The sequence below is a fragment of the Stenotrophomonas sp. YJH_SMC_46 genome, assembly GCF_059370315.1.
Map to the genome: position 1 here is coordinate 242129 of NZ_JCAFTO010000002.1, position 22508 is coordinate 264636.

A 22508-nucleotide genomic window follows, 5' to 3' on the forward strand; every position below is an offset into this window, starting at 1 on the left:
AGGCCGGCGAGTCTAGGGCGCCCGGTGGGCCTTGCTGCAAGGCCCCATCCGGGAAATACTCTGTAGTGGGAGGCGCACTGCGCCTCTTTTTTCATTCTGCGGTGCCGCGCCCTTCCAGCTCACGCACGGCGGTTTCCAGCGCATCCAGCTTTTCGCGGGTCTTCAGCAGCACGGCGCGCTGCACTTCGAACTCCTCGCGGGTGACCAGGTCCAGCTTGGCCAGACCCGCCTGCAACGCGCTCTTGAAGGTAGCCTGCAGTTCCTCGCGCGATTCGCGCAGGCCCGGCGGCACCAGGTCGCTGAGGCGACGGGCGAGGTCATCGATTTGGTTCAGGTCGATCATGGGGTGCTCCGTGGGGGGGGCCGTGCATCCGGCGCGGGCAGGCCGTTCGGGCACAAGGATACTGCTGGCAACCACTGCCCGGACAGGCGGCAGCGGCTTCGCACGGGCCGCGTTCAGGCGCTATCCTCCACGCCGGAAGACAGGAGATAGACGATGAAGATGGTCATGGCGGTGATCAAGCCGTTCAAGCTCGACGACGTGCGCGAAGCGCTGGCCGAGCGTGGGGTCACCGGCATCACGGTGACGGAAGTGAAGGGCTTTGGTCGCCAGAAGGGCCATACCGAGCTGTACCGTGGTGCGGAGTATGTGGTCGATTTCCTGCCGAAGGTGAAGCTGGAAGTGGCGGTGACCGATGACCAGGTTGAGGCCGTGGTTGAGGCCATCGTGAAGGCGGCGGGCACCGGCAAGATTGGCGACGGCAAGGTGTTCGTGTACGACCTGGGCAGTGTGGTGCGTATTCGTACCGGTGAGCTGGACGCGGACGCGTTGTAACCCGTTCGGCGGGATGTTGTAGAGCCGAGCCTATGCTCGGCTGCATTTCGCGCGATGCAGGAACAGCAGCCGAGCGCGGGCTCGGCTCTACAAAGAGCGGTAAAGCGGTCGAGCGAGCTCGACCCCTACCGGCGCTTGGCCCACTTGTAGAACCGCTTCCAGCCCTGGCGCACGGCAGCGACCCAGCCGGGGTCGGCCACCAGTGCGGCCTGCGCGGCACTCGGGGCCTGGCCGGTCATGCGCTGGCGGATCTTCAGCAGGTTCTTCATGTCGCTGCGGCGCATCTGCCGGCTGAGCGGGTTGCGGCGCAGCCAGCGCGGGGCGCGCCAGGCGGAGGTGAAGTCCAGCAGCACCGGCACGCCGCCGCTGACCACCACGTTGGTGCCATGCAGGTCGTTGTGGGTGATGCCGGCGGCATGCAAACGGCTGAGCGCGTGCTGCAGCTGCTCGAACACTTCATTGCCCACGGCCTGCGCGGTGCTCAGGGTCTGGCCGGGAATGAACTCCATGCCCAGTGCCAGGCCACCCAGGGTGCCAAGCAGCGCGGGGGCATGCTTCCAGCCGCCCAGGCGCTGCAGCATGCGGGCCTCACGGCGCACCATCAGCCGCGCGATCAGTGAAACGGGGGTGCCGCGGTAGCGGGAGTAGTCCTTGATGACCGCCTCGCGCCCGTCCAGGCAGGTGCGATAGACGTCGGGGGCCAGGAAGCGTTCGCCGCGCTTGAGCAGCAGCGGGGTGGCGGCGTCTTCGCCGCAGGAGGAGGGGGGCAGGGCAGGGAGATGCATGTGGGGTCTCGGTCGACCCGGTGGGTGGCGCAAAGCGTCAAGCGAACCGGTGTTACAGGGAGTTACTAAGTTTTCGTTAATTTTAGTACTCGCCAGTTCGCTATTCCACGATTTGTCGGAGAAATGTCGGGGTCGTGGCTGGAACAGTTCGTCGCACCCGATCGGACAATTCCGTCTCACTTCGTCTTTGGTTCTTTAAAAATCAATAGGTTGGGCGTCGCGTCGCTTCGTTCATCCGCGGCCCGCTGAACGTCACGCACGTCCGGCTTGACCCCGACGCACGGCCTGCCGACCATAAGCTGTTAATTCGCGACATCGGCGGCCGCCCCTTCCTGGCACGTCCCCGTTCCCTGCCGCGGTCCCCACCGGTGCTGGCCGCTTGGCCGTGCATCGCCCTGTTTCCCGTTCCGGCTGCGGCTGGAGGAAAGTGTTTTGATCATCAAAATCGTCATTGCAGCGCTGTTCGTCGCCTGCGTGCTGTACATCCACTTCCGTGGCAAGGTTCGCGCGCGCTGGTCGCGCCAGCTGCTGGACCACTCCAGTTTCATGGCCCCGATCAACGTGGTCATGTACATGTTCTCGAAGGTGCCGACTACGCCGTTCCTGGACCCGGCCAAGGAGTTCCCGCAGCTGGAGCCGCTGCGCCAGAACTGGCAGATGATCCGCGACGAGGCGCTGGCGCTGCGCGATGCACAGAAGATCGCGGCCTCCAGCACGTTCAACGATGCCGGCTTCAATTCGTTCTTCCGCCGTGGCTGGAAGCGCTTCTACCTGAAGTGGTATGGCCCGTCGCACCCGTCGGCGAAGGCGATGTGCCCGAAGACCACGGCGTTGCTGGAGTCGCTGCCGGACGTGCGCGCGGCGATGTTCGCGCAGCTGCCGTCGGGCAGCGAACTGCGTCCGCACCGCGATCCGTTCGCCGGTTCGCTGCGCCTGCACCTGGGCCTGGCCACGCCGAACAACGACGGCTGCTACATCGAAGTGGACGGCATCAAGAAGAGCTGGCGCGATGGCGAGTGGATGATGTTCGACGAGACCTACATCCACCACGCGCACAACGAGACGCCCGATGACCGCGTGATCCTGTTCTGCGACATCGCCCGCCCGCTGCGCTTCGGCCTGCCGAGCCTGTTCAATCGTGCGGTGGCGGCCACGCTGCTGGCCGGCGGTGCCTCGCCGAACCTGCCGGGTGACCCGACCGGTGGCGTCAACAAGGCGTTCGGCAGCGTCTACAAGGTGCGCCTGAAGGCCAAGGCACTGCGCGAGCGCAGTGTGGTGGCCTACCAGGTGATCAAGTGGGGCCTGGTGGTGGCGGTGATTGCGGGTATCTGGGCGCTGTGACTGTAGAGCCGAGCCTATGCTCGGCTTGATTTATCGCAACCTGTCCGAAGAGCAGCCGAGCATGGCTCGGCTCTACAGAAAGCAAAAACCCGCGCTGTCGCCAGCGCGGGTTTTTGTTTGGATCAACCTTTCAGTGCCGCCTGCACGAACGGCGGGGTCACCAGCACGCCGGTGTGCAGCGCGGCGGTGTAGTACAGGGTGTTGAAGGTCTTGGCGGCCGAGTCGGCCTGGCGGAAGTCGAAGCTGCTGTCGCCCTTGCGCGCCATGGTCACGCTCCACCAGCCGGTGGGGTAGCACGGCTGCGGGAACGGCAGGGTCTTGAACGAGCCGAAGCCGGCCTTGCCCATCTCGGTGCGCATTTCGTTGATCAGCTCCAGCTGCATCAGCGGCGACTCGGACTGCTGCACCAGAATGCCGTCGTCCTTCAGGGCCTTGAAGCAGCTCTCGTAGAAGGCCTTGTTGAACAGGCCTTCGCCCGGGCCGACCGGGTCGGTCGAGTCCACGATCACCACGTCCACGCTGCCGGCCGGGCAGTTGGCCATGTAGGCCACGCCGTCGTCGAACAGCAGCTCGGCGCGGGCGTCGTCGTTGGAGTCGCACAGTTCCGGGAAGTGCTTGCGCGCCATCACGGTGACCTGCTCGTCGATATCGCACTGGGTCACGCTCTCCACGCCGGTGTGCTTGAGCACTTCGCGCAGGGTGCCGCAGTCGCCGCCACCGATGATCACCACGCGCTTGGGCGCGGCGTGGGTGAACAGCACCGGGTGGCTGATCATCTCGTGGTAGAAGAAGTTGTCCTTGCTGGTCAGCATGATGGCCCCGTCGATGGTCATCAGGTTGCCCCAGTCGGTGGTCTGGAAGATCTCGATCTTCTGGAACGGCGACTGCACCTCGTCCAGCTTGCCGGTGATGCGGTAGCCGATGGCCGAGCCGGTGCGCTCGAAGTGTTCGATGTACCAGTTGTTGCTGTCAGTCATTGGAAAACAGTCCTGTTCGGAGGGGTGGAGCCGGGCTGGCGGGCGGGGCCGCGTGGCACAGATGCCACATCCGGACGGATCGGCCCGTTCAGGTTGGAACCTGTCACGGGCGCGGGCGCGCATGATAACGAACCTGTGGGCACATAGGCGTTATCATGCCCCCCCTTTTATTGCCAACAAGGCCGACTGAAATGACCGATTGGTCCCTCGACCAAGCCCGCAAGACCTACTCGATCCCGCATTGGGCGGACGGTTACTTCGACGTGGATCAGGCCGGGCACATGGTGGTGAGACCAACCGGGGCGGACGGCCCGGTGGTGTCGCTGCCCAAGGTGGTCGATGCTGCGCGCGCGGCGGGCGCCAAGCTGCCGCTGCTGGTGCGCTTCCCGGACATCCTCGGCCAGCGCTTGGGCAAGCTGCAGGCGGCCTTCGCCCAGGCCCAGCAGGACTGGGAGTACAGCGGCGGCTATACCGCCGTGTACCCGATCAAGGTCAACCAGACCCGCGGCGTGGCCGGCACCCTGGCCAGCCACCACGGCGAGGGCTTCGGCCTGGAAGCGGGCAGCAAGCCCGAGCTGATGGCCGTGCTGGCGCTGTCGCGCCCGGGCGGGCTGATCGTCTGCAACGGCTACAAGGACCGCGAGTACATCCGCCTGGCCCTGATCGGCCGCAAGCTGGGCCTGCAGACCTTCATCGTCATCGAGAAGCCGTCCGAGCTGAAGCTGGTGCTGGAAGAGTCCAAGGCGCTGGACGTGAAGCCGGGCCTGGGCGTGCGCATGCGCCTGGCCTCGCTGGGCGCCGGCAAGTGGCAGAACAGCGGTGGCGACAAGGCCAAGTTCGGCCTGTCGCCACGCCAGTTGCTGGACCTGTGGAAGTCGCTGCGTGACACCGAGTACGCCGACTGCCTGAACCTGCTGCACTTCCACATGGGCTCGCAGATCTCCAACGTGCGCGACATCGCCAACGGCATGCGCGAAGCCACCCGCTACTTCGTGGAGCTGTCGCGCCTGGGCGCGAAGATCACCCACGTCGACGTGGGCGGTGGCCTGGGCGTGGATTATGAAGGCACCCGTTCGCGCAGCTTCTGCTCGATCAACTACGGCCTGCATTCCTACGCCAGCAACATCGTGCAGCCGCTGGCCAATGCCTGCGAAGAGTTCGGCCTGACCCCGCCGCGCATCGTCACCGAGTGCGGCCGTGCGATGACCGCGCACCACGCGGTGCTGATCGCCAACGTCTCGGAAGTGGAAGAAGCGCAGGAAGGCCGCGTGCCGGACCAGCACGACGACGAACCGGCGGCGATCCGCCACCTGCGCGAAATCCACGACGAGCTGGACGTGCGCCCGGCGGTGGAACTGTTCCAGGAAGCGCAGCATTTCCACGCTGAAGGCCTGGCCAGCTACGCGCTGGGTCAGATCGATCTGCCGCAGCGTGCGCGCATCGACGACCTGTTCTACGCCATCGCCCACGGCGTGCGCGCGCGCCTGAGCTACGACGAGAAGAGCCATCGCCCGGTGCTGGACGAACTGAACGAGCGCCTGGTCGACAAGTACTTCGTCAACTTCAGCGTGTTCGAATCGATCCCGGACGTGTGGGCGATCGACCAGGTGTTCCCGATCGTGCCGATCGAGCGCCTGGACGAGGTTCCCGACCGCCGCGGCATCATCGCCGACATGACCTGCGACTCCGACGGCATGGTGGAGACCTATGTCGAGAACGAGAGCCTGGACAGTTCGCTGCCGCTGCACAGGATGAATCCGGGCGAGAGTTACCGCATCGGCTTCTTCATGGTCGGCGCCTACCAGGAAATCCTGGGCGACATCCACAACCTGTTCGGCGATACCGACGCGGTGGAAGTGCTGGCCGACGCCGATGGCTACGCCATCACCCAGCAGCGCCGCGGCGACACCACCGACGTGATGCTGGACTACGTGGGCTACCGCCTGGATGAGCTGCGCGCGACCTACGCGCAGCGCGTGGCGGAGGCCCAGCTGTCGCCGGAACGCGCGCAGGAGCTGTCGGAGGCACTGGAAGCCGGCCTGACCGGTTACACCTACCTGTCCGACGAACCTCTGGTCTGATGGACAGCGCCGGGCTTGCCCGGCGCTACCGTTGCGATGAGCGCGCGCGCGATCTTCCACCTGTTCCTGCATGCCGCCGTGCCAGCCCTGCTGGCATGGCTGTTCTGGCGCAAGCGCTTCGCCTCGGCGTGGTTGCTGATGCTGCTGGGCTGGATCATCGACCTGGACCACCTGCTGGCCGACCCGATCTACGCGCCCAACCGCTGCAGTATCGGTTTTCACCCGCTGCATACGGCCCCGGCCATCGCCGTCTACGCGGGGCTGTGCGTGCCGAAGAAGACCAGGTTGTTCGGCATCGGTTTGATCATCCACATCGTGCTGGACGCGATTGATTGCTGGTGGATGCACCACTGTTGATGCTTGATGCGTGTCGACCAAGGTCGACACCTACCGGGTGCGGGTGAACCGGTAGCGCCGGGCGGCGCCCGGCGAGCGCAGCGGTGCGTCACGCCACGGGCAACCACAACGTCGCGCGCAGGCCCGGCTGCACATTCTCCAGCGCCACGCGCCCGCCATAACTGGCGGCGATATCGCCCACGATTGCCAGGCCCAGCCCGCTGCTGCCCTCGCGCTCATCCAGCCGCACACCGCGCTGGGTGACCTGTGACAGTGACTCCGCGGCCAAGCCCGGGCCGTCGTCGCGTACTTCGATGCGTAGCTGTCCGTCGCTGATGTCCGCAGTGATGTCTACCTGCTGTCGCGCCCACCGCCCGGCGTTGTCCAGCAGGTTGCCCAGCATCTCTTCCAGATCCGCACTGGCACCGGCGAACTGCAACGCTGGATCGATACCTGCGGCCGTGAACGCAATGCCGCGTTCGCCATGCACGCGTGCCATCAACCGGCATAGCGCCTGCGCGACAGTCGCAACGTCGCTGCGCTGGCGATGGTCTGCGGCCAACCCTGCCGCCAGGTAACGGTCAACACTGGCCTGCATGCGGGCGCTCTGCTCGCGCACGGTGGTACGCCAATGCGTGCCGTCGCTGTCAGCCTCGGTGGCCAATACGCTCAGTGGGGTCTTCAGCGCATGCGCCAGATCCTGTGCGCTGGTCCGCGCGCGCGCGACCATGCGTTGCTGGTGGTCCAGCAGCGCATTGAGTTCTTCACCCAGCGGTGCGACTTCGGCGCCCAGTTCCTGCGTCTCGATGCGCTGCGCGTCGCCGCGGCGCACCCGTTCCAGCTGTGCACCGAGGCGATGTAGCGGACGCAATCCGAAGTGCACCTGGCTGGCCAGTACCGCCAGCCACGCCGCGACCAGCACGCCCAGGGCGATGGCGGTGCGCTTTCGGAACGCGGCAACATCGGCATCCAGCGCGCTGCGGTCGGTGGCAACCACCGCCACGAACGGTTCACTGGCGCGCGGCAGGCGCACCTGCTGGACGCGTGCGCGCAGCGATTGCTGCAACGGACCGGTCAGGTTGCGCGTGGCCGGACCGGTGACCGCAGCGGGAAGCGTTTCATCCCACAGCGAACGCGACTGCAGCAGCACGCGGCCATCGGCACCGGCGATCTGCCAGTACGCACCGGAGAACACGCGCTGGAAGCGCGCATCGTTCGGTTCCTGGCGCAGCTGCAGCTGGTGGTCGGGGGTGACTTCCATCTGCGCGACCAGGGTCAGCATGTCCTGCTGCAGTTCGTGGTCCAGCCGATCACGCGCGCTGCGCTTGAACAGTTCGCCCAGCAATGCACTGGCCAGCAGCGAGACCAGCAGCAGGCCAACGCCGCCGGCCAGCAGCAGCCGCCGCCGCAGCGAGGGCTGGCGCGTCACGGTGCTGCCAGCCGCCAACCCTGGCCGCGCACGGTCTGGATCAGATCGATGCCGAGCTTGCGGCGCACGCGCCCCAGCAGCACATCCAGCGCGTTGGAGTCGGGATCCAACCCGCCCTCGAACACCTGTTCGCCCAAGCGGTCGCGGCCGATCACCTGGCCGCTGTGGTGGATGAAGTAACTGAGCAGGCGGAACTCCTGCGGGCTTAGCGCCAGCGGCTGTCCGTCCAGTTCGAAGCGGCCGGCGTTGACGTCCAGCTGCAGCGGCCCGCAGTGCAGGCGCGGGCTGGCATGGCCATGGCTGCGGCGGATCAGGGCGCGCATGCGCAGCACCAGTTCGTCGGCCTGGAACGGTTTGGTCAGGTAGTCGTCGGCACCGGCATCAAAGCCGGCCAGCTTGTCGTGCCAGCGCCCGCGTGCGGTCAGCACCAGCACCGGAAAGCCGCGGCCATTGCCGCGCCAGCGCTCGATCACGCTCAATCCGTCCAGGCCGGGCAGGCCGAGGTCAACGATGGCCGCCTGCAGGTCCTCGATCTGGCCGATCTCCTCGGCCTGACGGCCATCGGCGACCACGTGCACCACGTAGCCGGCCTGTTCCAGCAGGGGCACCAGGCGCTGTGCCAGTGCGGCATCATCTTCGGCCAACAGGATGCGCATCAGTCGTCGAGCTCCGTCTTCAGCAGCTTTCCGCTGCGCGCATCATAGTCCAGCTCCACCACCACGCCGTCGCCGCGCAGGATCTCCACTTCGTAGACACCATCGTCCAGCTCCACTTCCAGCAGCTGCCCCGGAAAGCGCTTGAGTGCATCGCGCACCACGCTTTCCAATGGCACGTAGCGGCCCTGCTGCACGGCACGGCGCGCGACCTGCTGCGCCGGGTCCTGGACGGGCGCGGCGGCGGTAGGAGCGTTGGCCAGGGCCAGCAGCAGGGGCAGGGTGGAGAGCATCGGGGCGCAGGGAGGGCTGTAGGAACAGGCGTGAGTGTGCCGGGGGTGACTAACAGCTGGCTAACAGTGCCGGCTAAGGCGCTGTTAACCACGGGGTGCATTGTGGCGTTGCCGGGATGGTCCGGCCACGAACACGAACAGGAGAACCCCCATGTTGAAGTCGCTCACCCTCGCCACTGTTGCCCTGCTGACCGTCGCGCCGGCCGTACAGGCCGCGCCGCTGGGCATGGCCCAGGTTGAACAGACCCTGCGCAAGGCCGGCTACACCCAGATCCACGAGATCGAGCGCGATGATGGCCTGTGGGAGGCCGACGTGAGCCGCGCCGATGGCCGCTTCAGCGAGGTCTACGTGGACCCGAAGACCGGCGAGATCTTCGACGAGCACAGCGGCCGCGCGCTGCTGACCACCGAGCAGGTGCTGGCACGGGCACAGGCGCATGGCCTGCGCGAGATCCATTCGCTGGAACGCGATGGTGCGACCTGGTCGCTGGAGGCCCGCAATGCACGCAACCAGAAGGTGGACGTGCGCCTGAGCGGTTATGACGGCCGCATCCTGCACAGCGAGCGCGATGGCTGGCTGGATTGACGTTTGCCCATGTAGAGCCGAGCCCATGCTCGGCTTTGCGGCCAACCGTAGCCGAGCATGGGCTCGGCTCTACAGGAGCTGGCTTACCAGCCGTACGGCGGCGGGTAGTCCCAATAGCCCGGGCCGCGGCCGTAATAGCCGCCATACGGACCGAAGAAGCCCGGTCCCTTGCCTTCGCTCACGTGGATGTTGACGTTGACCCCGTGGGTCTTGCCTTCATCGGTGGTGTAGTTCTTGCTCAGGTTCAGCGTGGCGGCGTTGTAGTGGCTGTTGCCACCGTTCTTGGAATAGCCGATGCCGGTGGTGAAGCTGCCGGACACCTTGACCTTGTCGTCGGTGACGTCGGCGATCTTCGCGTCGTCGTGCACGCGCGGGCCGCTCTTGTCGCCGTAGTACGTGCCCGGCGGGTCCTGCTGCAGGGCTGGGTCGTTGAGGTAGCGCATCGGCGCCTGAGGCAGCGTCAGGTCCAGGCCGGCCGCCTGCGGCGCGGTGGCACCTGCGGCGGACTGGGCCAGCACGGTTCCCGGCAGGGCCAGGCACAGCAGCAGGGTCAGGGGGCGGATCATGACGGCGCTCCAGCGGACAGGTGGCCACGCAACACGCGGCGGTACAGGCCGACGCTAGCAGGGGTTGCTTGAATGATGCCTGTCGGCGCCCGCTTACGGTAGAGCCAGGCCATGCCTGGCTGCAGGCTACAACCGGCCGAACCCGAACAGCCCCTCCAGCGCATGCGTGCGCCGCTCGATCCGGGCGCGCAGCAGCTGCGCGCCGATCATCGAATAGGTGATGCCGTTGCCACCGTAGGCCATGGCGAAGTGCACCCGCGGGCCCCATTGTTCGTGCGGGCCGAAGAACGGCAGGCCATCAGCGGTCTCGGCGAAGGTGCCGCCCCAGGAGAACGCCGGCACCGGGTCCAGCCGTGGGAACCAGCGCAGCAGCTGCTTCATCAGCTGGTCGGCCTTGCTCTGAACGCGCCGGTCGCGGCGGGCGGGGATGTCGATGGCGTCGTCCAGCCCGCCGACCAGCAGGCGACAGTCGCCGGTGGCGCGCAGGTACAGGTAGGGGCGGGCGCTCTCCCAGACCATCGTGGTGCGCAGCCGGCCGAGCACGTCCGCATCGATGGGATCGGTGATGAAGGCGTAGCTGCTGCGGTTGCGTGCGACCCGTTGCTTGAGCCAGCGTTGGTTGGCATAGCCCATGGCCAGCACCACGTGGCGTGCGCGGATGGTGGCACCGGCTTCGGTACGGGCGGCCACCCCGCGCGCGGTAGCATCGAGGCTGTGCAGTACGGTGCGGTCATGCACATGGCCGCCGCGCCGACGCAGGCGCTGCAGTAGCGCATAGGTCAGCCGATACGGATCAACCCGGGCCGCCTGCCGGGTCAGCAGGGCGCCGCCGGCCTCAACGTCGAAACGTTCCCGCAGTGCCTCCGGGCCCAGCCAGCGGGCATCCAGGCCGATGCCGCGACGGGCATCGCCCTCGGCCATCAGGCGCGGCACGTCGCGATGGCGGCTGGCCAGGTACAGGCTGTCCATGCGCTGGAAATCCACATCCTTCAACCCGCGCGCCACGTCGCCCAGGGCCGGAATGGCCTCGGCACACGCACGGTAGGCAAGCGCGGCGGCGTCCTGGCCGTAGCGCTGGGCCAGTTCCAGCAGATGGGTATCGATCTCGTACTGCAGCAGCGCGGTGCTCGCGGCCGTGCTGCCCCAGCCGATGTCGCGCTGCTCGATCACCGCCACGTCGTGGCCATGCCGGGACAGTTCGTCGGCAATCAGCGCGCCGGTGATGCCGCCGCCGACCACCAGCACGTCGCAGCGCAGGTCCTGCTGCAGCGGCGGGAAGGCGTGGATCAGGCCATTGCGAACCGCCCACCACGGGTAGCCACTCTTCAGGTCCATGGGTCAGCCTGCCGGATTGATTTCATGCTCGTCCTCAGGCTGATCTGCAAGCAGTCGAGCAAACAGGTCGGGGAGGTCGCGCGCTACCGGGAGGGCGTACTGACGTTCCATGCCAATGAATGGAATCCGCACTACCGGCATTGCTGCGTCCAGTGTGTCGAATCCAAATCCCTCCCCGCCGCCGTCCGACGCGAACAGGAATATGCCCGGCGCGTATGATTCAACTTCATACTCACGATTGAAGTCGACCACCTCTTCCGCTTTCCAGAAGACAATGTAGTTGTCGCCAATAAATCCTTCGCCACCGTTGTGCGCCCTAAGGAATTCAAGGTAACTCTCGGGAAGTGCCACTCCCACGCGGGCTGACAGATCAGCAATGGCCGACATTTCAGCCGGGCCATTGAGCTGTCCCTCTGTCAGGTGATATTCCATGACTGCTCTTCCATGTCTCTCGGGGACTGGTTAAACCAGAAGTTTGCCTGCTGCTGATGAATGTCGCGATGGGGGATAACGTCATGGGCGGAGTCGGTTGGCGTCCACCATTGCCCGTAGATCAGGCCGTGGGCTGGCCGGTATGCGGGGTCTGGATCAGTTCGGACAGATCGAAGCCCTGCAGGCGCGCGGACGCCAGATAATGGTCCTGCACGGTGGCGTCCAGCTGCGGCTCGCGGGCCAGCAGCCACAGGTACTTGCGGTCCGGGCTGCCGACCAGCGCGACGCTGTAGTCCGGGGCGACCTGGATCACCCAGTAGTCGCCCTTGGCGAACGGCAGCCAGCGCAGGCCCTTGGGCAGGAAACTGACCTCCAGGCGCGCGCTGTCGTTGTCGATCGCGCAGGCCTCGCCGGTGGCCTCTTCGATCTCGCCGTCCATGCGGCAGCGGTTGGTGACACCGACGTTGCCGTTGTCGAGCAGGGTGTAGTGCGCCGACACGTCGGTGCAGCCTTCCGGTTCATGGCGCATTGGCAGGCGTGCGATCTCGTACCAGGTGCCCAGGTAGCGGGGCAGCTTGAGGTCGGCAACGGTCTTCAGCGGCGGGTGCTCGGTCATCGGCGGTCGTGGCAGGGGGGGGCCTCCACGATGCCGATGGCCTTGCCATGGGCGGGTGAAGCCGGGGCGATGGCCGTGTCCAGAACGTTCCGTCGCTGCTGCGGCGTGCCCGTTGTCACCGGTGCGGCGGTATGCTGCCGCCAGCGCCGTGTTTTCCTGATCCAACCGAAGTGGAGGTGCCGATGTACCAGGTGATCCTGTTGAAGAGTGAATCCGCGTTCGCACGCGAACAGTGGCCGCAGGTCGATGATCTGGTCGACTACGAAGGCGTGTCCTACAGCCTGCGTGCCGGGCCGCGCCAGCCGCTGCCGACCGACCACGACTGGCATCCGGTGGCGGTGTACGCGCCCGATGAGATCACCGAGGAAGAGTTCCAGGACTGGTACGCGCTGCAGCAGCCGACCGTGGAAGAGCTGCGCCTGAAGTACTGATATTGCTGCGCGTCGCCCATCCGCCCTTTACCGCCTGTGCCGTATAGTCGCGCGCAGGCGCGGTGGTCCGCGCGAACCGGTGTGGCTGGCGTGTCTTCTTTCCTGCGATCGATCCGTGCACGGGGCCCCTGGTGGGTCCTGATGCTGTGCACCGCCCTCCTGCTGTCCGCGCCGGTGCTGGCACAGGATGAAGACCCCACGCCGAAGCAGCAGCTGGCGGATATCGATGCGAAGCTGAAGGAAGTCGACCGCAAGCGTGGTGATGCCGCGGCCATCGAAACATTGGCCATGCTGTCCGAGGACGCTTCGAAGGCCCGGCGTGACGCCGAGGCGCTGGAGAAGTCGCTGCAGCCGCAGCTGGACCGTCTCGACGAACAGCTAGCGCAGCTGGGCACGCCTGCCGAGGGCACCACCGAGCCGCCCGAACTGGCGGCGCAACGGCGCACGATCAACAAGCAGCGCGACGGCCTGGCCGCATCGGTGGCGCAGGCCAAGACCAGTGCCGTGCGTGCCCAGCAGCTGGCAGCCGACATCGACCAGCAGCGCACTGCGCAGCGCGCCGAAGACATGGGGAAGAAGGTCGCCTCGCCGTTGTCTCCGGCACTGTGGAGCAAGGTGGCCGAGCGCCTGCCCATCGATATCGCACGCGTCGCGCCGTTGGCCGAGCAGGGGCGCGATACGTTCGTTGCCGGCGTCCGGGCCAATGGCTGGGGCACGCCGTTGCTGGGCCTGATCGCCGCGCTGGTGATGATGTTCCCGCTGCGGCTGTGGCTGCGCCGCTTGGGGCGGCAGTTCGCCGCGTCCGATCGTGCGCCTGATGGACGCCTGCGCCGTTCCGGCCTGGCCATGTGGTTGTTGCTGGTCGGCACGTTGCTGCCCGGCTATGCCGTGGTGGTGCTGATGGCGGCGCTGGACGCCATCGATGCCATCGCGCCGCGCCTGCAGGTGGTGGCCGACGGCCTGGAGACGGCCACCTTCCGCGCCGCCTTCATCGCTGCACTCAGCGCCTGCATGCTGGTGCCCAAGCGCCCGTCATGGCGGCTGTTGAACCTGGACGACACCGCCGCGCTGAAGCTGCGCAAGTACGCGTGGGGCGCGGCGGCGCTGGCCTGGCTGAGCACGGTGCTGATGGCCCTCGACCAGGCCACGCGCACCAGCGATGTCACCACGGTGGCGCTGGATGGCCTGATTGCCCTGACCTACCTGGGCCTGATCATGGCCATGCTGGTGACCCTGGCACGCCTGCATCGCCGGCAGACCGCCGAGGCCGAGGCCAAGCTGGAGGCACAGGCCGATGGCGTGGGCGCGGCCACGCCGGTGCGCCGCAGCAGCTGGCTGGTATTGGCACGCGTGGCGGGCAACGTCGCGGTGGTGGCCGCCATCGTCGCGACGTTGCTGGGCTACCTGAACTTCGCCAAGTTCGTGAACCAGCAGCTGATCGGCGGCAGCATCGTGGTGCTGGCAGCGACCCTGCTGTTCAAGTTCGTTGATGACCTGAGCACGTGGATGCTCAACGCGGACAGCAAGGTGGGCCAGACCATCCTGCTCAGCACCGGCCTGAGCGTGTCGCGTCTGGAGCAGGCCGGCGTGCTGCTGTCGGCGGCGTTGCGCACCATCGTCGTACTGATCGCGCTGCTGGCGCTGGTGGCACCGTTCGGCAACATCGGCGCGGTGGTGGAGCGCTTCTCCTCGCTGTTCACGTCTGGATTCGACATTGGCGGAACCAAGCTGGAGCCGGTGCGCATCGTGCTGGCGGTGCTGGTGCTGCTGGCTGGCCTGGCCGTTACCCAGCTGGTACAGCGCTGGCTGACCGACACCTACCTGCCCAAGACCGAGCTGGACCTGGGCGCGCGCAATTCGGTGAGTACCGTTGCCCGCTATGTGGGCATCATCATCGCGGTGATCTGGGCGCTGTCGGCGATGGGCCTGCAGCTGAGCAAGCTGGCATTGCTGGTCAGCGCGCTGTCGGTGGGTATCGGTTTCGGCCTGCAGGTGATCACCCAGAACTTCGTCTCCGGCCTGATCCTGCTGGCCGAGCGGCCGGTGAAGATCGGCGACTGGGTGAAGCTGGGTGACCAGGAGGGCGACATCCGCCGCATCAGCCTGCGATCGACCGAGATCCAGGTGGGCGACAAGTCGACGCTGATCGTGCCCAACTCCGAGCTGGTCACCAAGACCGTGCGCAACATGACGATGGGCAACAACCAGGGCCGCATCCAGATCCAGTTCGCGGTGCCGCCCAGCACTGATGTCGGCAACCTGCGGCAGGCGCTGCTGGATGCGTATACCGCGCACACCAACGTGTTGCAGCAGCCGGCACCGACGGTTTACATCGACAGCATTGCCGGTGGCCAGATCACCATCAACAGTTTCGCGTACGTGGCCAGCCCGCGGCAGGTGTATGCAACCCGCAGCGATCTGTACTTCAGCCTGCTGCAGATCCTGGCCGAGCGGAACATTCCGCTGTCGACGCCGACCGACATCCACATCACCCGCGACCCGCAGTAGTAGGGGTTGTTTTGCAGGGCTGCGCCCTGCACCCGCGGTAGTGCCGGCCGCTGGCCGGCAACTTCAACAGCAACAGCAAAGGCTGGTTTCCTGAGGGATGGCGGGGTGGGTCCGGTTGCGGGGGACGCCGTGAATCCGTCCCTGGAGGCTTGGCAGCCGCATCCATGCGGCTGACACCCCCGCAACCGGACCCACCCCGCCTTCGACAGTTTTCCGCGATCTGTCGGAAATGCTCTTGGGGTCAGATCCGTTTTCCTCCGGAAAACGGATCTGACCCCAGATTGATTTCGATATCTGACAGAAGTGTCGACCAAGGTCGACACCTACCGACAGCCGCAGGAATCTGTCAGAGGTGGGGCGGTGTCGGAGTGCGGGGTGTCAGCCGCATGGATGCGGCTGCCAAGCCTCCAGGGACGGATTTACGGCGTCCCCGCACTCCGACACCGCCCCGCCATCCCACGGAATGCACGCTGTTGCCGTTGCTGTTGCCCCGGCTTGTAGCGGGTGCAGGGCGCAGCCCTGCAAAGAACCCTACCCTCGCGGTCGGCTGCGCGACGGCACCAGTGCGAACGTATCCACCGCCAGCTTCTCGGCATGGTTCAACCACGCGCGGATCTCCAGATCATCCACTTCGTGGTCCAGCCCGAACGTCACGTTGATCTTGCCGTCGGCATCGGGCTGCACCCACTGCTGGGCCAGCACCACCTTGCGCTGCGACGACACTGCTTCGATCCAGAAGCCGCGATCCGGGCGCGTGCTCGCCACCAGCTGCAACATGTACTGGCCGGCACGGGTACGGCGGCCCTTCTGGGTGATCATGTGCGCCTGGCGCACGCTCGGTCGCGGTCCCTGGAACGCATCCAGCGGCGCATCCACGGCGATGCCGGCACGCAGGTCGTTGTCGCGGTACAGCTTGATGCCGTTGTCGCGGTTGACCAGCAGCGCACACCAGTCGCCGTCGGCCGAGCCGTCCTCGAACGCGGTGCAGCGATCAACATAGGCCAGCGTGTTGTCCGGATCCGCGTCATCGAACTGGCGCGAGGTGTTCTCCAGGTAGACCGACTTCAAACCCCAGTCCTTGTCGTACTCCAGCAGCACCGGTGGCTGCACGTGCTGCAGGCCGACCACCACCTGGTCGTCGCCGTCGATCTTCAGTTCACGCGTAGGTTCACCCAGCCACAGCGAACGGGCGAACGCCAGATACTGCGGGTAGTCGCGACCCTGGTCGCGTCGCGCGGCCACACTGGCGCTGGGCGCGCGTTGCGGGTCGATCAGTGAACGGCCGAAGCCCATCGTCTTCAGGTTCGGGTCCAGCAGGCTGAGCAGAGTCGCACCCGAATCCAGCGTGGTGCCGGCGTCGGCGCTGAGCTGCTGCGGCGCAATGCCATCGCTCAGGAACAGCAGCAGGTTCTCGCGCTTCTGCCGGGTCAGGATGTGGGTCAGATCGTTGGGCATCGCCAGGTGGTCGGAGGCGATCACGATCAGCGTGTCCTTGCCGTACGGGCTGGCCTGGATGCGTTCGACCAGCTGCGAGATCAGCCGGTCACTGCATTTGAGCGCGTTGAGCATGTTGATGTTGCCGTACTGGCTCTGGTAGCGCTCGCCCTTGCACGACACCGGCAGGTGGCCCGCCGGGTGGTGGGTGTCCATGGTGAGCGTGGTGAGCATGAACGGCGAGCCGGCGCGCGAGAGCTGTTCGAAGCGCTGGTAGGCGGTATCCAGCAGCACGTCGTCGTGCACGCCCCAGGCTGAGTAGTGGATGCGACCGATCTTTTTCTGCTGCTTGAACCAGGCGAGGTCATGCACTTCGTCAAAACCGTGGCTGGCCAGGAACTGGCCCTTGCCGGCGAACTGGCCGTTGGCTCCGCCCAGGTAATGGTTGGTATAGCCCTGCTGCTTCAGGTAGTCGCCCAGGCACACTGCCTTGGGCAGGAAGCTACCCATCCGGTCCATGCTGTTTTCATCGCCCTGCGAGGTGGTCAGCGGCACGCCGCACATCGACGACACCAGACCGGCGATGGTCCAGCCGCCGCCTTCGGCCGAGGCAAGGCCGCGCACGTCCAGCGACTTCGTGGCCAGGCGGTTGAGATTGGGCATCAGGCCCGGGAACACGTTCTCGTCCAGGTAGGTGCGCTCCAGGCTCTCGCCGTAGATCCAGACGATGTTGCGTGGGCGCTGCAAGGGCTGCGTCGGCACTTGATACTCGGGGGCGATGCGGGAGAAGTCGACCGGGCGCAGCTGCTGGTACAGGCGTTGGCCGTCGCGGGCCAGCGGGCTGATCATGATCGTGGCCACCCACACGGCCGCGAAGCCCGCGAACAGCGCGCCACCGTGGCCGGGCCGGCGCCAGCGCTTCACCCGCGTGGCGAACAGCGGCAGTAGCGAGACCAGCGCCAGCACGATGAAGCCGGCGATGTAGCCCTTGAAGTCGGAGACACCGGCGCCTTCCATGTCGGCGCCGAGGTGGTAAAGGGTGGCAGCGTTGAGCCCATCACCGGACAGCTTGTCGATCAGCCACCATGCGCTGAGCATGAGCAGCAGCAGCGAGAACGCACTGGCCTTCCACCACACCCATTTCTCGGACGCGAGGAACAACCAGCACAGCAGCAACAACGACAGCAGCAGTATCCAGAGCATAGGCAGCTTCGGCAGTGACGGGGTGGTGGTGATGGACGTCGTACCGACGCGTGTCCATCCGACCGGCGCTGCCGCAAGCACATGCATGTGACAGGCCGATGACCCGATAGTGCATGCACGAACCTGACTGAAATGTTTGTTGAAATGACGCGCGCGCAATCGCGCTCAGAAGGTAAAACGAGCGTGAAAGGCTTCGTTGGATTACATTAAAAACCGCATGAATGCGTGTTTTTTCCCAGATTCGCTAGCGATGCCCGCGTTCTTCGCGTGCCCGCGCACGACGGTCGAACAGCAATGCACTGGTTACGATGCCAAGGCCGAGCACTACGCCGATGAACAACAGAATCAGGGCGATGAGCGGATAGCCGAACAGGTGCCAGCCGGTGTCGATCTTCATCATCATCGCGGCGGCCATGATCAATGCCGCGCTGATGATGCCGGCCGCCACGCGGTTGGCGATCTTCTGCAGGTTCTCCATCAGCCGCGATTCTTCCAGGCCCGTCACCTTCATCTGCAGACGGTTCTCGGCCAGCAGGGCCATGATGTCCGACAGCTTGCGCGGCCCATCGCGCAGCAGCTGCTGCAGCTCCATCGCCTCGCTGGCGATGTTGGCTGCGGACAGTGATTTTTTCAGGCGCGCACGCATCACATGCTGCAGCTGGCGCTCGACGATGCGGCGCGTGTCCAGCTCTGGCGCCAGCAGCCGGCACACGGTTTCCAGGTTGAGCAGGGCCTTGCCGAGCAGGCTCAGTTCCGGCGGCGTGCGCAGGCCGCAGGCGGTGGCGATGCGCACCATGTCCAGCACCACGCGGCCTTCGGAGAACGTGCCGCTGGCGGCGTAACGCGCGATCAACTGGCCGGTTTCGCGCAGATAACGTTCCTCGTCGAACGCCTCCAGCCGCGTGCTGATGCTGATCAGGTCGTCAGCCACTTCCTCGCCGCGGCCATCGACCGCTGCGAACAGGATCTTCAGCAAGCGCTCGCGCAGGCGCGGCGGCATGTGCGCGACCATGCCCAGGTCGAAGATCGCCAGCCGTCCATCGGGCATCACCCGCAGGTTGCCGGGGTGCGGGTCGGCGTGGATCTCGCCGTGCACGAAGATCTGGTCCAGGTAGCCGCGGATCAGCGCGGCCGCCAGCGGGTCCATCGATTGTTCGGTGCGGCGCACATCGGGAATCGCATCCACGCGCACGCCGGTGGCCAGTTCCATGGTCAGCACGCGCTGGCTGCTGTAGTCCCACAGCGGCTGCGGTATCCACAGGCGGCGGAACGGCTTCAGATGCCGGCCGAAACGGGCCAGGTTCTCGGCCTCGGCGTGGTAGTCCAGCTCCTGCATCAGGGTCTTGGCGAATTCGTTGAGCCAGTCGCGCAGACGCACGCGGCGGCCCACCTGGGTCAGGTGGTCGGCGGCCAGCGCGAAGCTGCGCAGCGCCTCCAGGTCCGAGCGAAGTTGTGCGGCCACTTCAGGCTTCTGCACCTTCACCGCCACCTGGCGTCCGTCGTGCAGCACGGCCCGATGCACCTGCGCGATCGATGCGCAGCCCAGCGGCTCGGGGTCGAACGCGGCAAACAGCTTGTTCACCCCTACGCCCAGCTCCTGCTCGATGATGGCGTGGATGCGCTCGACGGGAATCGGCGCTACCTTTTCCTGCATGCGCTCCAGCGCCGTGGCGAACTCTACCGGCACCATGTCCGGGCGCGTGGACAGCATCTGGCCCAGCTTGACGAAGGTTGGCCCCAGCGCTTCCAGATCACTGACGAACTGTTCCGGGTTGCCATCTGCCGGTACGTCGGCCGGATTGCCCGCGGCATCCAGGTTCATGCCCGAGAACACCCCTGAATGGCGATAGCGCATCAGCAGGCGCAGGATCTGGCTGCGCCGGTTCATGCCTTTGACCAGCGGAGGATTGCCATTGGCGGTGGGCGGATTGCTCAAGCGGAACTCCCATGCGACGAAGACAGGTAGCGCCGGCCACGGGCCGGCAATGTCCGGATTCCGCAGTGTCGCCGGGGGGCGGTGGGCACGCGGTGAATCCGACGTCTTCCGCAGTCCACACCGGATCGGTCAGAATCCGCTCATTCCCTCTCTGGACTTCCCATGGCCGGTGCCAGCCTGTTCGCCCTGCTCGACGATATCGCCACCCTCCTCGACGATGTCTCGGTGCTGACCAAGGTCGCCGCGAAGAAGACCGCCGGTGTGCTGGGCGACGATCTGGCGCTGAACGCGCAGCAGGTGACCGGGGTCAACGCCAACCGCGAGCTGCCAGTGGTGTGGGCGGTGGCCAAGGGCTCGCTGGTCAACAAGGTCATCCTGGTGCCGGCGGCCCTGGCGATCAGTGCGTTGGAAGCGTGGCTGCGCAGCCGCGGCTGGAACGTGCCGCTGATCGTGCCGCTGATGATGATCGGCGGTGCCTTCCTGTGCTTCGAAGGCGTGGAGAAGCTGGCGCACCGCTTCCTGCATTCCTCCGACGACGATGCCGAGCGCCAGGCCGAACGCCGCAAGGCGCTGGCTGACGCGCAGGTGGACATGGTCGCGTGGGAGAAGGACAAGGTGAAGGGCGCGATCCGCACCGACTTCATCCTTTCGGCCGAGATCATCGTGCTCACCCTGGGCGTGGTCGCCACTGCGTCGTTCACCAACCAGATCCTCACGCTGAGCGTGGTCGCACTGGCGATGACCGTGTTCGTCTACGGACTGGTGGCGGGCATCGTCAAGCTCGATGACGTTGGGCTGTACCTGTCGCGCAAGGGCGGTGCCATTGCCGCCTTCGGTCGAGGCCTGGTGGCGTCGGCGCCGTGGCTGATGAAGTTCCTGTCGGTGGCCGGCACCATCGCCATGTTCCTGGTCGGCGGCGGCATCCTGGTGCACAACGTGCCGGCGCTGCACCACGCGGTGCAGGCCCTGGGCGGCGAAGGGCAGTGGGGCTGGCTGATCAGTGCTGCGGCCAACATGGTGGTCGGCATCATCGCCGGCGCCATCGTGCTGGCGGCGGTGACCGGGTTGCAGAAGCTGCGCGGGAAATGATCTGTAGAGCCGAGCCCACGCTCGGCTGCTCTACGGCGCTGAGCGCCGCCGCCCGAGCATGGGCTCGGGCGCTACAGCGTCTGCACGCTGGATCATCAGCCCGCCTGCACCCGGTTCTTGCCCTGCCGCTTGGCCGCATACAGCGCGTCATCGGCGCGCCGCAGCAGGGTTTCGGTATCGTCACCGGGCTGCCACTGCGCCAGCCCGGCGCTGAAATGCACCGGCACGCGTTGGTCCTGCACGGTCAGCACGCGATGGGCCAGCGAACGCTGCAGGCGCTGCACGGTGGCCATGCTGTCGGCGCCCTGGGTTTCCGGCAGCACGAGCACGAACTCGTCGCCGCCCAGCCGTGCGATGCCGTCGGTGGCGCGCAGCAGCAGCTTGCACACGGCCACCAGGTGCTGCAGCAAAGCATCGCCACCAGCGTGACCGTGCGCCTCGTTGGTCAGGTGGAAATCATCCAGATCGATCACCGCCACGCCCAGCGGCGAGTTGTTGCGCATGGCACGCGCCAGTTCACGCTGCAGCAGTTCGTCCAGGCCGCGGCGATTCAGTGCCTGGGTCAGCGGATCGATACGCGCCAGGTCACCGGCAGCACGCAGTTCCTGCTCCAGCTCGGCAATGCGCTGCTCTGCGCGTTCCACTTCCTGCCGCGCGCTGGCCAGGTGATCGCGGGCCTGCGCGGCCTGCTGCTGCACCTTGCCGGTGTCGCGCATCACGTCCTGTAGCAACTGGTTGAGGTCGGCGATGCTACGCGCCTCGCGCAGCTGCAGTGCGTAGCTGCCGATGCGGTCGTGGTATTCGCCGGTGCTGGTGGCCATGCCATCCATGCGCTCGATGAACTCGCCCATCAACCCGCGCATCGCCGCCTTCGAATCGTCGATGCCCTGGCGCAGCAGGCCCTGCTTGTAGATCACTTCGCGCAGTTCGGCGCGGGTGCGCTCGACCGCTTCCGCTTCCAACGGCCCGTCCAGCAGCTGGCGTACTGCCGCGATCTGGCCCTGCAGCCAGCTGCGGTCATCCAGCAGCTCGCTGACGTTCTCCAGCAGCAGCGCGAACAGCTCCAGCAGCAGCGCCTGCTGCTCCTGCCAGCTCTCGGCACGCACACCGACCTGGTGGCCGAGTTCGCGCACTCCTTGTTCGATCGGCTCCAGTGCGGTACCCGGTTGCCACTGGCGGAGGCGCGTGGCCAGGGCCTGCGCCTGTTCGCGCAGGTCCGGGTCGTGCTGCAGCAGGGCCACCACCGCACCGCCCAGCAGCAGCCGCAGCTGCTCGGACAAGCGCAGGCTTTCCGGCTGCCCGTCCGGCGAATGCTGTTCGATGGTGCGGATGTACTTGTCGATCAGTTGCCGCATCGCGCGGCCGTAGCGCGGCCAATCGGCGCTGGCCTGCGCCGACTGCAGGCGGTCGCCCATGTCGCCCAGCTCGCCCGGCAGGGTGGCCATGCCGTTGGCGAACGCCGCCAGCAGCGGTTCCGGCGCGTCGGCGCCTGCGAACAGCTGCTGCAGGGCCACGCCACCGCCGCCCTGCAGCACCACGCGGTCACCCAGCCCATCGTCCACCACCGCGCGCACGCGTGCCGGCGGCCCAAGGGCGGTACCGGGGGCAGGGCGGTGGTCGGGCTGGTCCGTCATGGAGCGAA

20 protein-coding genes and 1 pseudogene are annotated in these 22508 nt (G+C 66.5%); 8 read left to right on the forward strand and 13 right to left on the reverse strand.

The genetic code is table 11. The features are described 5' to 3' along the window. Positions 1–91: 91 nt before the first annotated feature. Complete coding sequence (ubiK, locus tag AC5P8C_RS06105; RefSeq protein WP_012512353.1) at positions 92–343, reverse strand: ubiquinone biosynthesis accessory factor UbiK; 252 nt, start codon at positions 341–343, stop codon at positions 92–94. A 153-nt stretch (positions 344–496) separates the two neighbouring features. On the opposite strand from ubiK, the gene AC5P8C_RS06110 reads away from it, so the two are divergent. After that, a complete protein-coding gene (locus AC5P8C_RS06110) occupies positions 497–835 on the forward strand; it encodes a P-II family nitrogen regulator (RefSeq protein ID WP_005411374.1) in 339 nt (112 codons plus the stop codon). Positions 836–960: 125 nt separating this feature from the next. On the opposite strand, the gene AC5P8C_RS06115 is transcribed toward AC5P8C_RS06110, so the two are convergent. Further along, on the reverse strand, positions 961–1620 hold the full coding sequence (locus AC5P8C_RS06115; RefSeq protein ID WP_043401280.1) for an RIO1 family regulatory kinase/ATPase domain-containing protein: 660 nt from the start codon (positions 1618–1620) through the stop codon (positions 961–963). A 435-nt stretch (positions 1621–2055) separates the two neighbouring features. Here AC5P8C_RS06115 and AC5P8C_RS06120 point away from each other — a divergent pair, with 435 nt between their 5' ends. Next, positions 2056–2961: an aspartyl/asparaginyl beta-hydroxylase domain-containing protein gene (locus AC5P8C_RS06120; protein ID WP_049435834.1), complete on the forward strand. Its 906-nt coding sequence runs from the start codon at positions 2056–2058 to the stop codon at positions 2959–2961. Positions 2962–3083: 122 nt separating this feature from the next. On the opposite strand, the gene speE is transcribed toward AC5P8C_RS06120, so the two are convergent. Further along, positions 3084–3938 (reverse strand): polyamine aminopropyltransferase, encoded by an 855-nt coding sequence (speE, locus tag AC5P8C_RS06125; RefSeq protein WP_010482074.1) that lies wholly within the window; start codon positions 3936–3938, stop codon positions 3084–3086. Positions 3939–4129: 191 nt separating this feature from the next. On the opposite strand from speE, the gene speA reads away from it, so the two are divergent. Both speA and AC5P8C_RS06135 read left to right on the forward strand, forming a co-directional pair. Continuing rightward, positions 4130–6019 carry an arginine decarboxylase gene (gene speA / locus AC5P8C_RS06130; RefSeq protein WP_418081633.1) on the forward strand — a complete coding sequence of 630 codons (1890 nt, stop codon included), beginning with the start codon at positions 4130–4132 and terminating at the stop codon, positions 6017–6019. A 36-nt stretch (positions 6020–6055) separates the two neighbouring features. Beyond that, entirely contained in the window at positions 6056–6376 is a 321-nt protein-coding gene (locus AC5P8C_RS06135) for a DUF6122 family protein (protein WP_126560884.1), read from the forward strand. 88 nt (positions 6377–6464) lie between these two features. Here AC5P8C_RS06135 and AC5P8C_RS06140 read toward each other — a convergent pair whose 3' ends face one another. Genes AC5P8C_RS06140 through AC5P8C_RS06150 form a run of 3 tightly spaced genes read right to left on the reverse strand, consistent with a single transcriptional unit; the run spans position 6465 to position 8730 of the window. Further along, positions 6465–7784 carry a sensor histidine kinase gene (locus AC5P8C_RS06140; RefSeq protein WP_126560841.1) on the reverse strand — a complete coding sequence of 440 codons (1320 nt, stop codon included), beginning with the start codon at positions 7782–7784 and terminating at the stop codon, positions 6465–6467. Then, the gene (locus tag AC5P8C_RS06145) at positions 7781–8440 is read right to left on the reverse strand and encodes a response regulator transcription factor (RefSeq protein WP_241872885.1); all 660 of its coding nucleotides are present in this window, start codon (positions 8438–8440) and stop codon (positions 7781–7783) included. The genes AC5P8C_RS06140 and AC5P8C_RS06145 overlap by 4 nt, the downstream gene beginning before the upstream one ends. Continuing rightward, positions 8440–8730: a PepSY domain-containing protein gene (locus AC5P8C_RS06150; RefSeq protein WP_010482069.1), complete on the reverse strand. Its 291-nt coding sequence runs from the start codon at positions 8728–8730 to the stop codon at positions 8440–8442. The genes AC5P8C_RS06145 and AC5P8C_RS06150 overlap by 1 nt, the downstream gene beginning before the upstream one ends. Positions 8731–8881: 151 nt before the next feature. Between AC5P8C_RS06150 and AC5P8C_RS06155 the strand changes: the two genes are divergently transcribed. Next, complete coding sequence (locus AC5P8C_RS06155) at positions 8882–9316, forward strand: PepSY domain-containing protein (protein WP_043401290.1); 435 nt, start codon at positions 8882–8884, stop codon at positions 9314–9316. 83 nt (positions 9317–9399) lie between these two features. Here AC5P8C_RS06155 and AC5P8C_RS06160 read toward each other — a convergent pair whose 3' ends face one another. From AC5P8C_RS06160 to AC5P8C_RS06175, 4 genes are all read right to left on the reverse strand, one after another. Further along, the gene (locus tag AC5P8C_RS06160) at positions 9400–9882 is read right to left on the reverse strand and encodes a hypothetical protein (protein ID WP_019661543.1); all 483 of its coding nucleotides are present in this window, start codon (positions 9880–9882) and stop codon (positions 9400–9402) included. A 126-nt stretch (positions 9883–10008) separates the two neighbouring features. Further along, positions 10009–11217, reverse strand: coding sequence for an NAD(P)/FAD-dependent oxidoreductase (locus tag AC5P8C_RS06165; protein WP_019336292.1), 1209 nt, complete (start codon positions 11215–11217; stop codon positions 10009–10011). Positions 11218–11220: 3 nt separating this feature from the next. Further along, complete coding sequence (locus tag AC5P8C_RS06170) at positions 11221–11649, reverse strand: SMI1/KNR4 family protein (protein ID WP_019336293.1); 429 nt, start codon at positions 11647–11649, stop codon at positions 11221–11223. Positions 11650–11770: 121 nt separating this feature from the next. Beyond that, complete coding sequence (locus AC5P8C_RS06175; RefSeq protein WP_019336294.1) at positions 11771–12265, reverse strand: lipocalin family protein; 495 nt, start codon at positions 12263–12265, stop codon at positions 11771–11773. Positions 12266–12447: 182 nt separating this feature from the next. Here AC5P8C_RS06175 and AC5P8C_RS06180 point away from each other — a divergent pair, with 182 nt between their 5' ends. Then, positions 12448–12696, forward strand: coding sequence for a hypothetical protein (locus AC5P8C_RS06180; RefSeq protein WP_006474562.1), 249 nt, complete (start codon positions 12448–12450; stop codon positions 12694–12696). 141 nt (positions 12697–12837) lie between these two features. Further along, positions 12838–15204 carry a DUF3772 domain-containing protein gene (locus AC5P8C_RS06185; RefSeq protein WP_495218452.1) on the forward strand — a complete coding sequence of 789 codons (2367 nt, stop codon included), beginning with the start codon at positions 12838–12840 and terminating at the stop codon, positions 15202–15204. A 531-nt stretch (positions 15205–15735) separates the two neighbouring features. Here AC5P8C_RS06185 and AC5P8C_RS06190 read toward each other — a convergent pair. After that, entirely contained in the window at positions 15736–17841 is a 2106-nt protein-coding gene (locus AC5P8C_RS06190) for a phosphoglycerol transferase I (protein WP_495218453.1), read from the reverse strand. A 244-nt stretch (positions 17842–18085) separates the two neighbouring features. Then, positions 18086–19732 (reverse strand): annotated as a pseudogene (locus AC5P8C_RS06195) (ABC1 kinase family protein); the annotation flags it as partial. Between the two features lie 207 nt (positions 19733–19939). Between AC5P8C_RS06195 and AC5P8C_RS06200 the strand changes: the two are divergent. After that, positions 19940–20866, forward strand: coding sequence for a DUF808 domain-containing protein (locus AC5P8C_RS06200; protein WP_126560936.1), 927 nt, complete (start codon positions 19940–19942; stop codon positions 20864–20866). A gap of 95 nt (positions 20867–20961) precedes the next feature. Here AC5P8C_RS06200 and AC5P8C_RS06205 read toward each other — a convergent pair whose 3' ends face one another. Further along, positions 20962–22500, reverse strand: coding sequence for a GGDEF domain-containing protein (locus AC5P8C_RS06205; protein WP_126560935.1), 1539 nt, complete (start codon positions 22498–22500; stop codon positions 20962–20964). Positions 22501–22508: the final 8 nt, after the last annotated feature.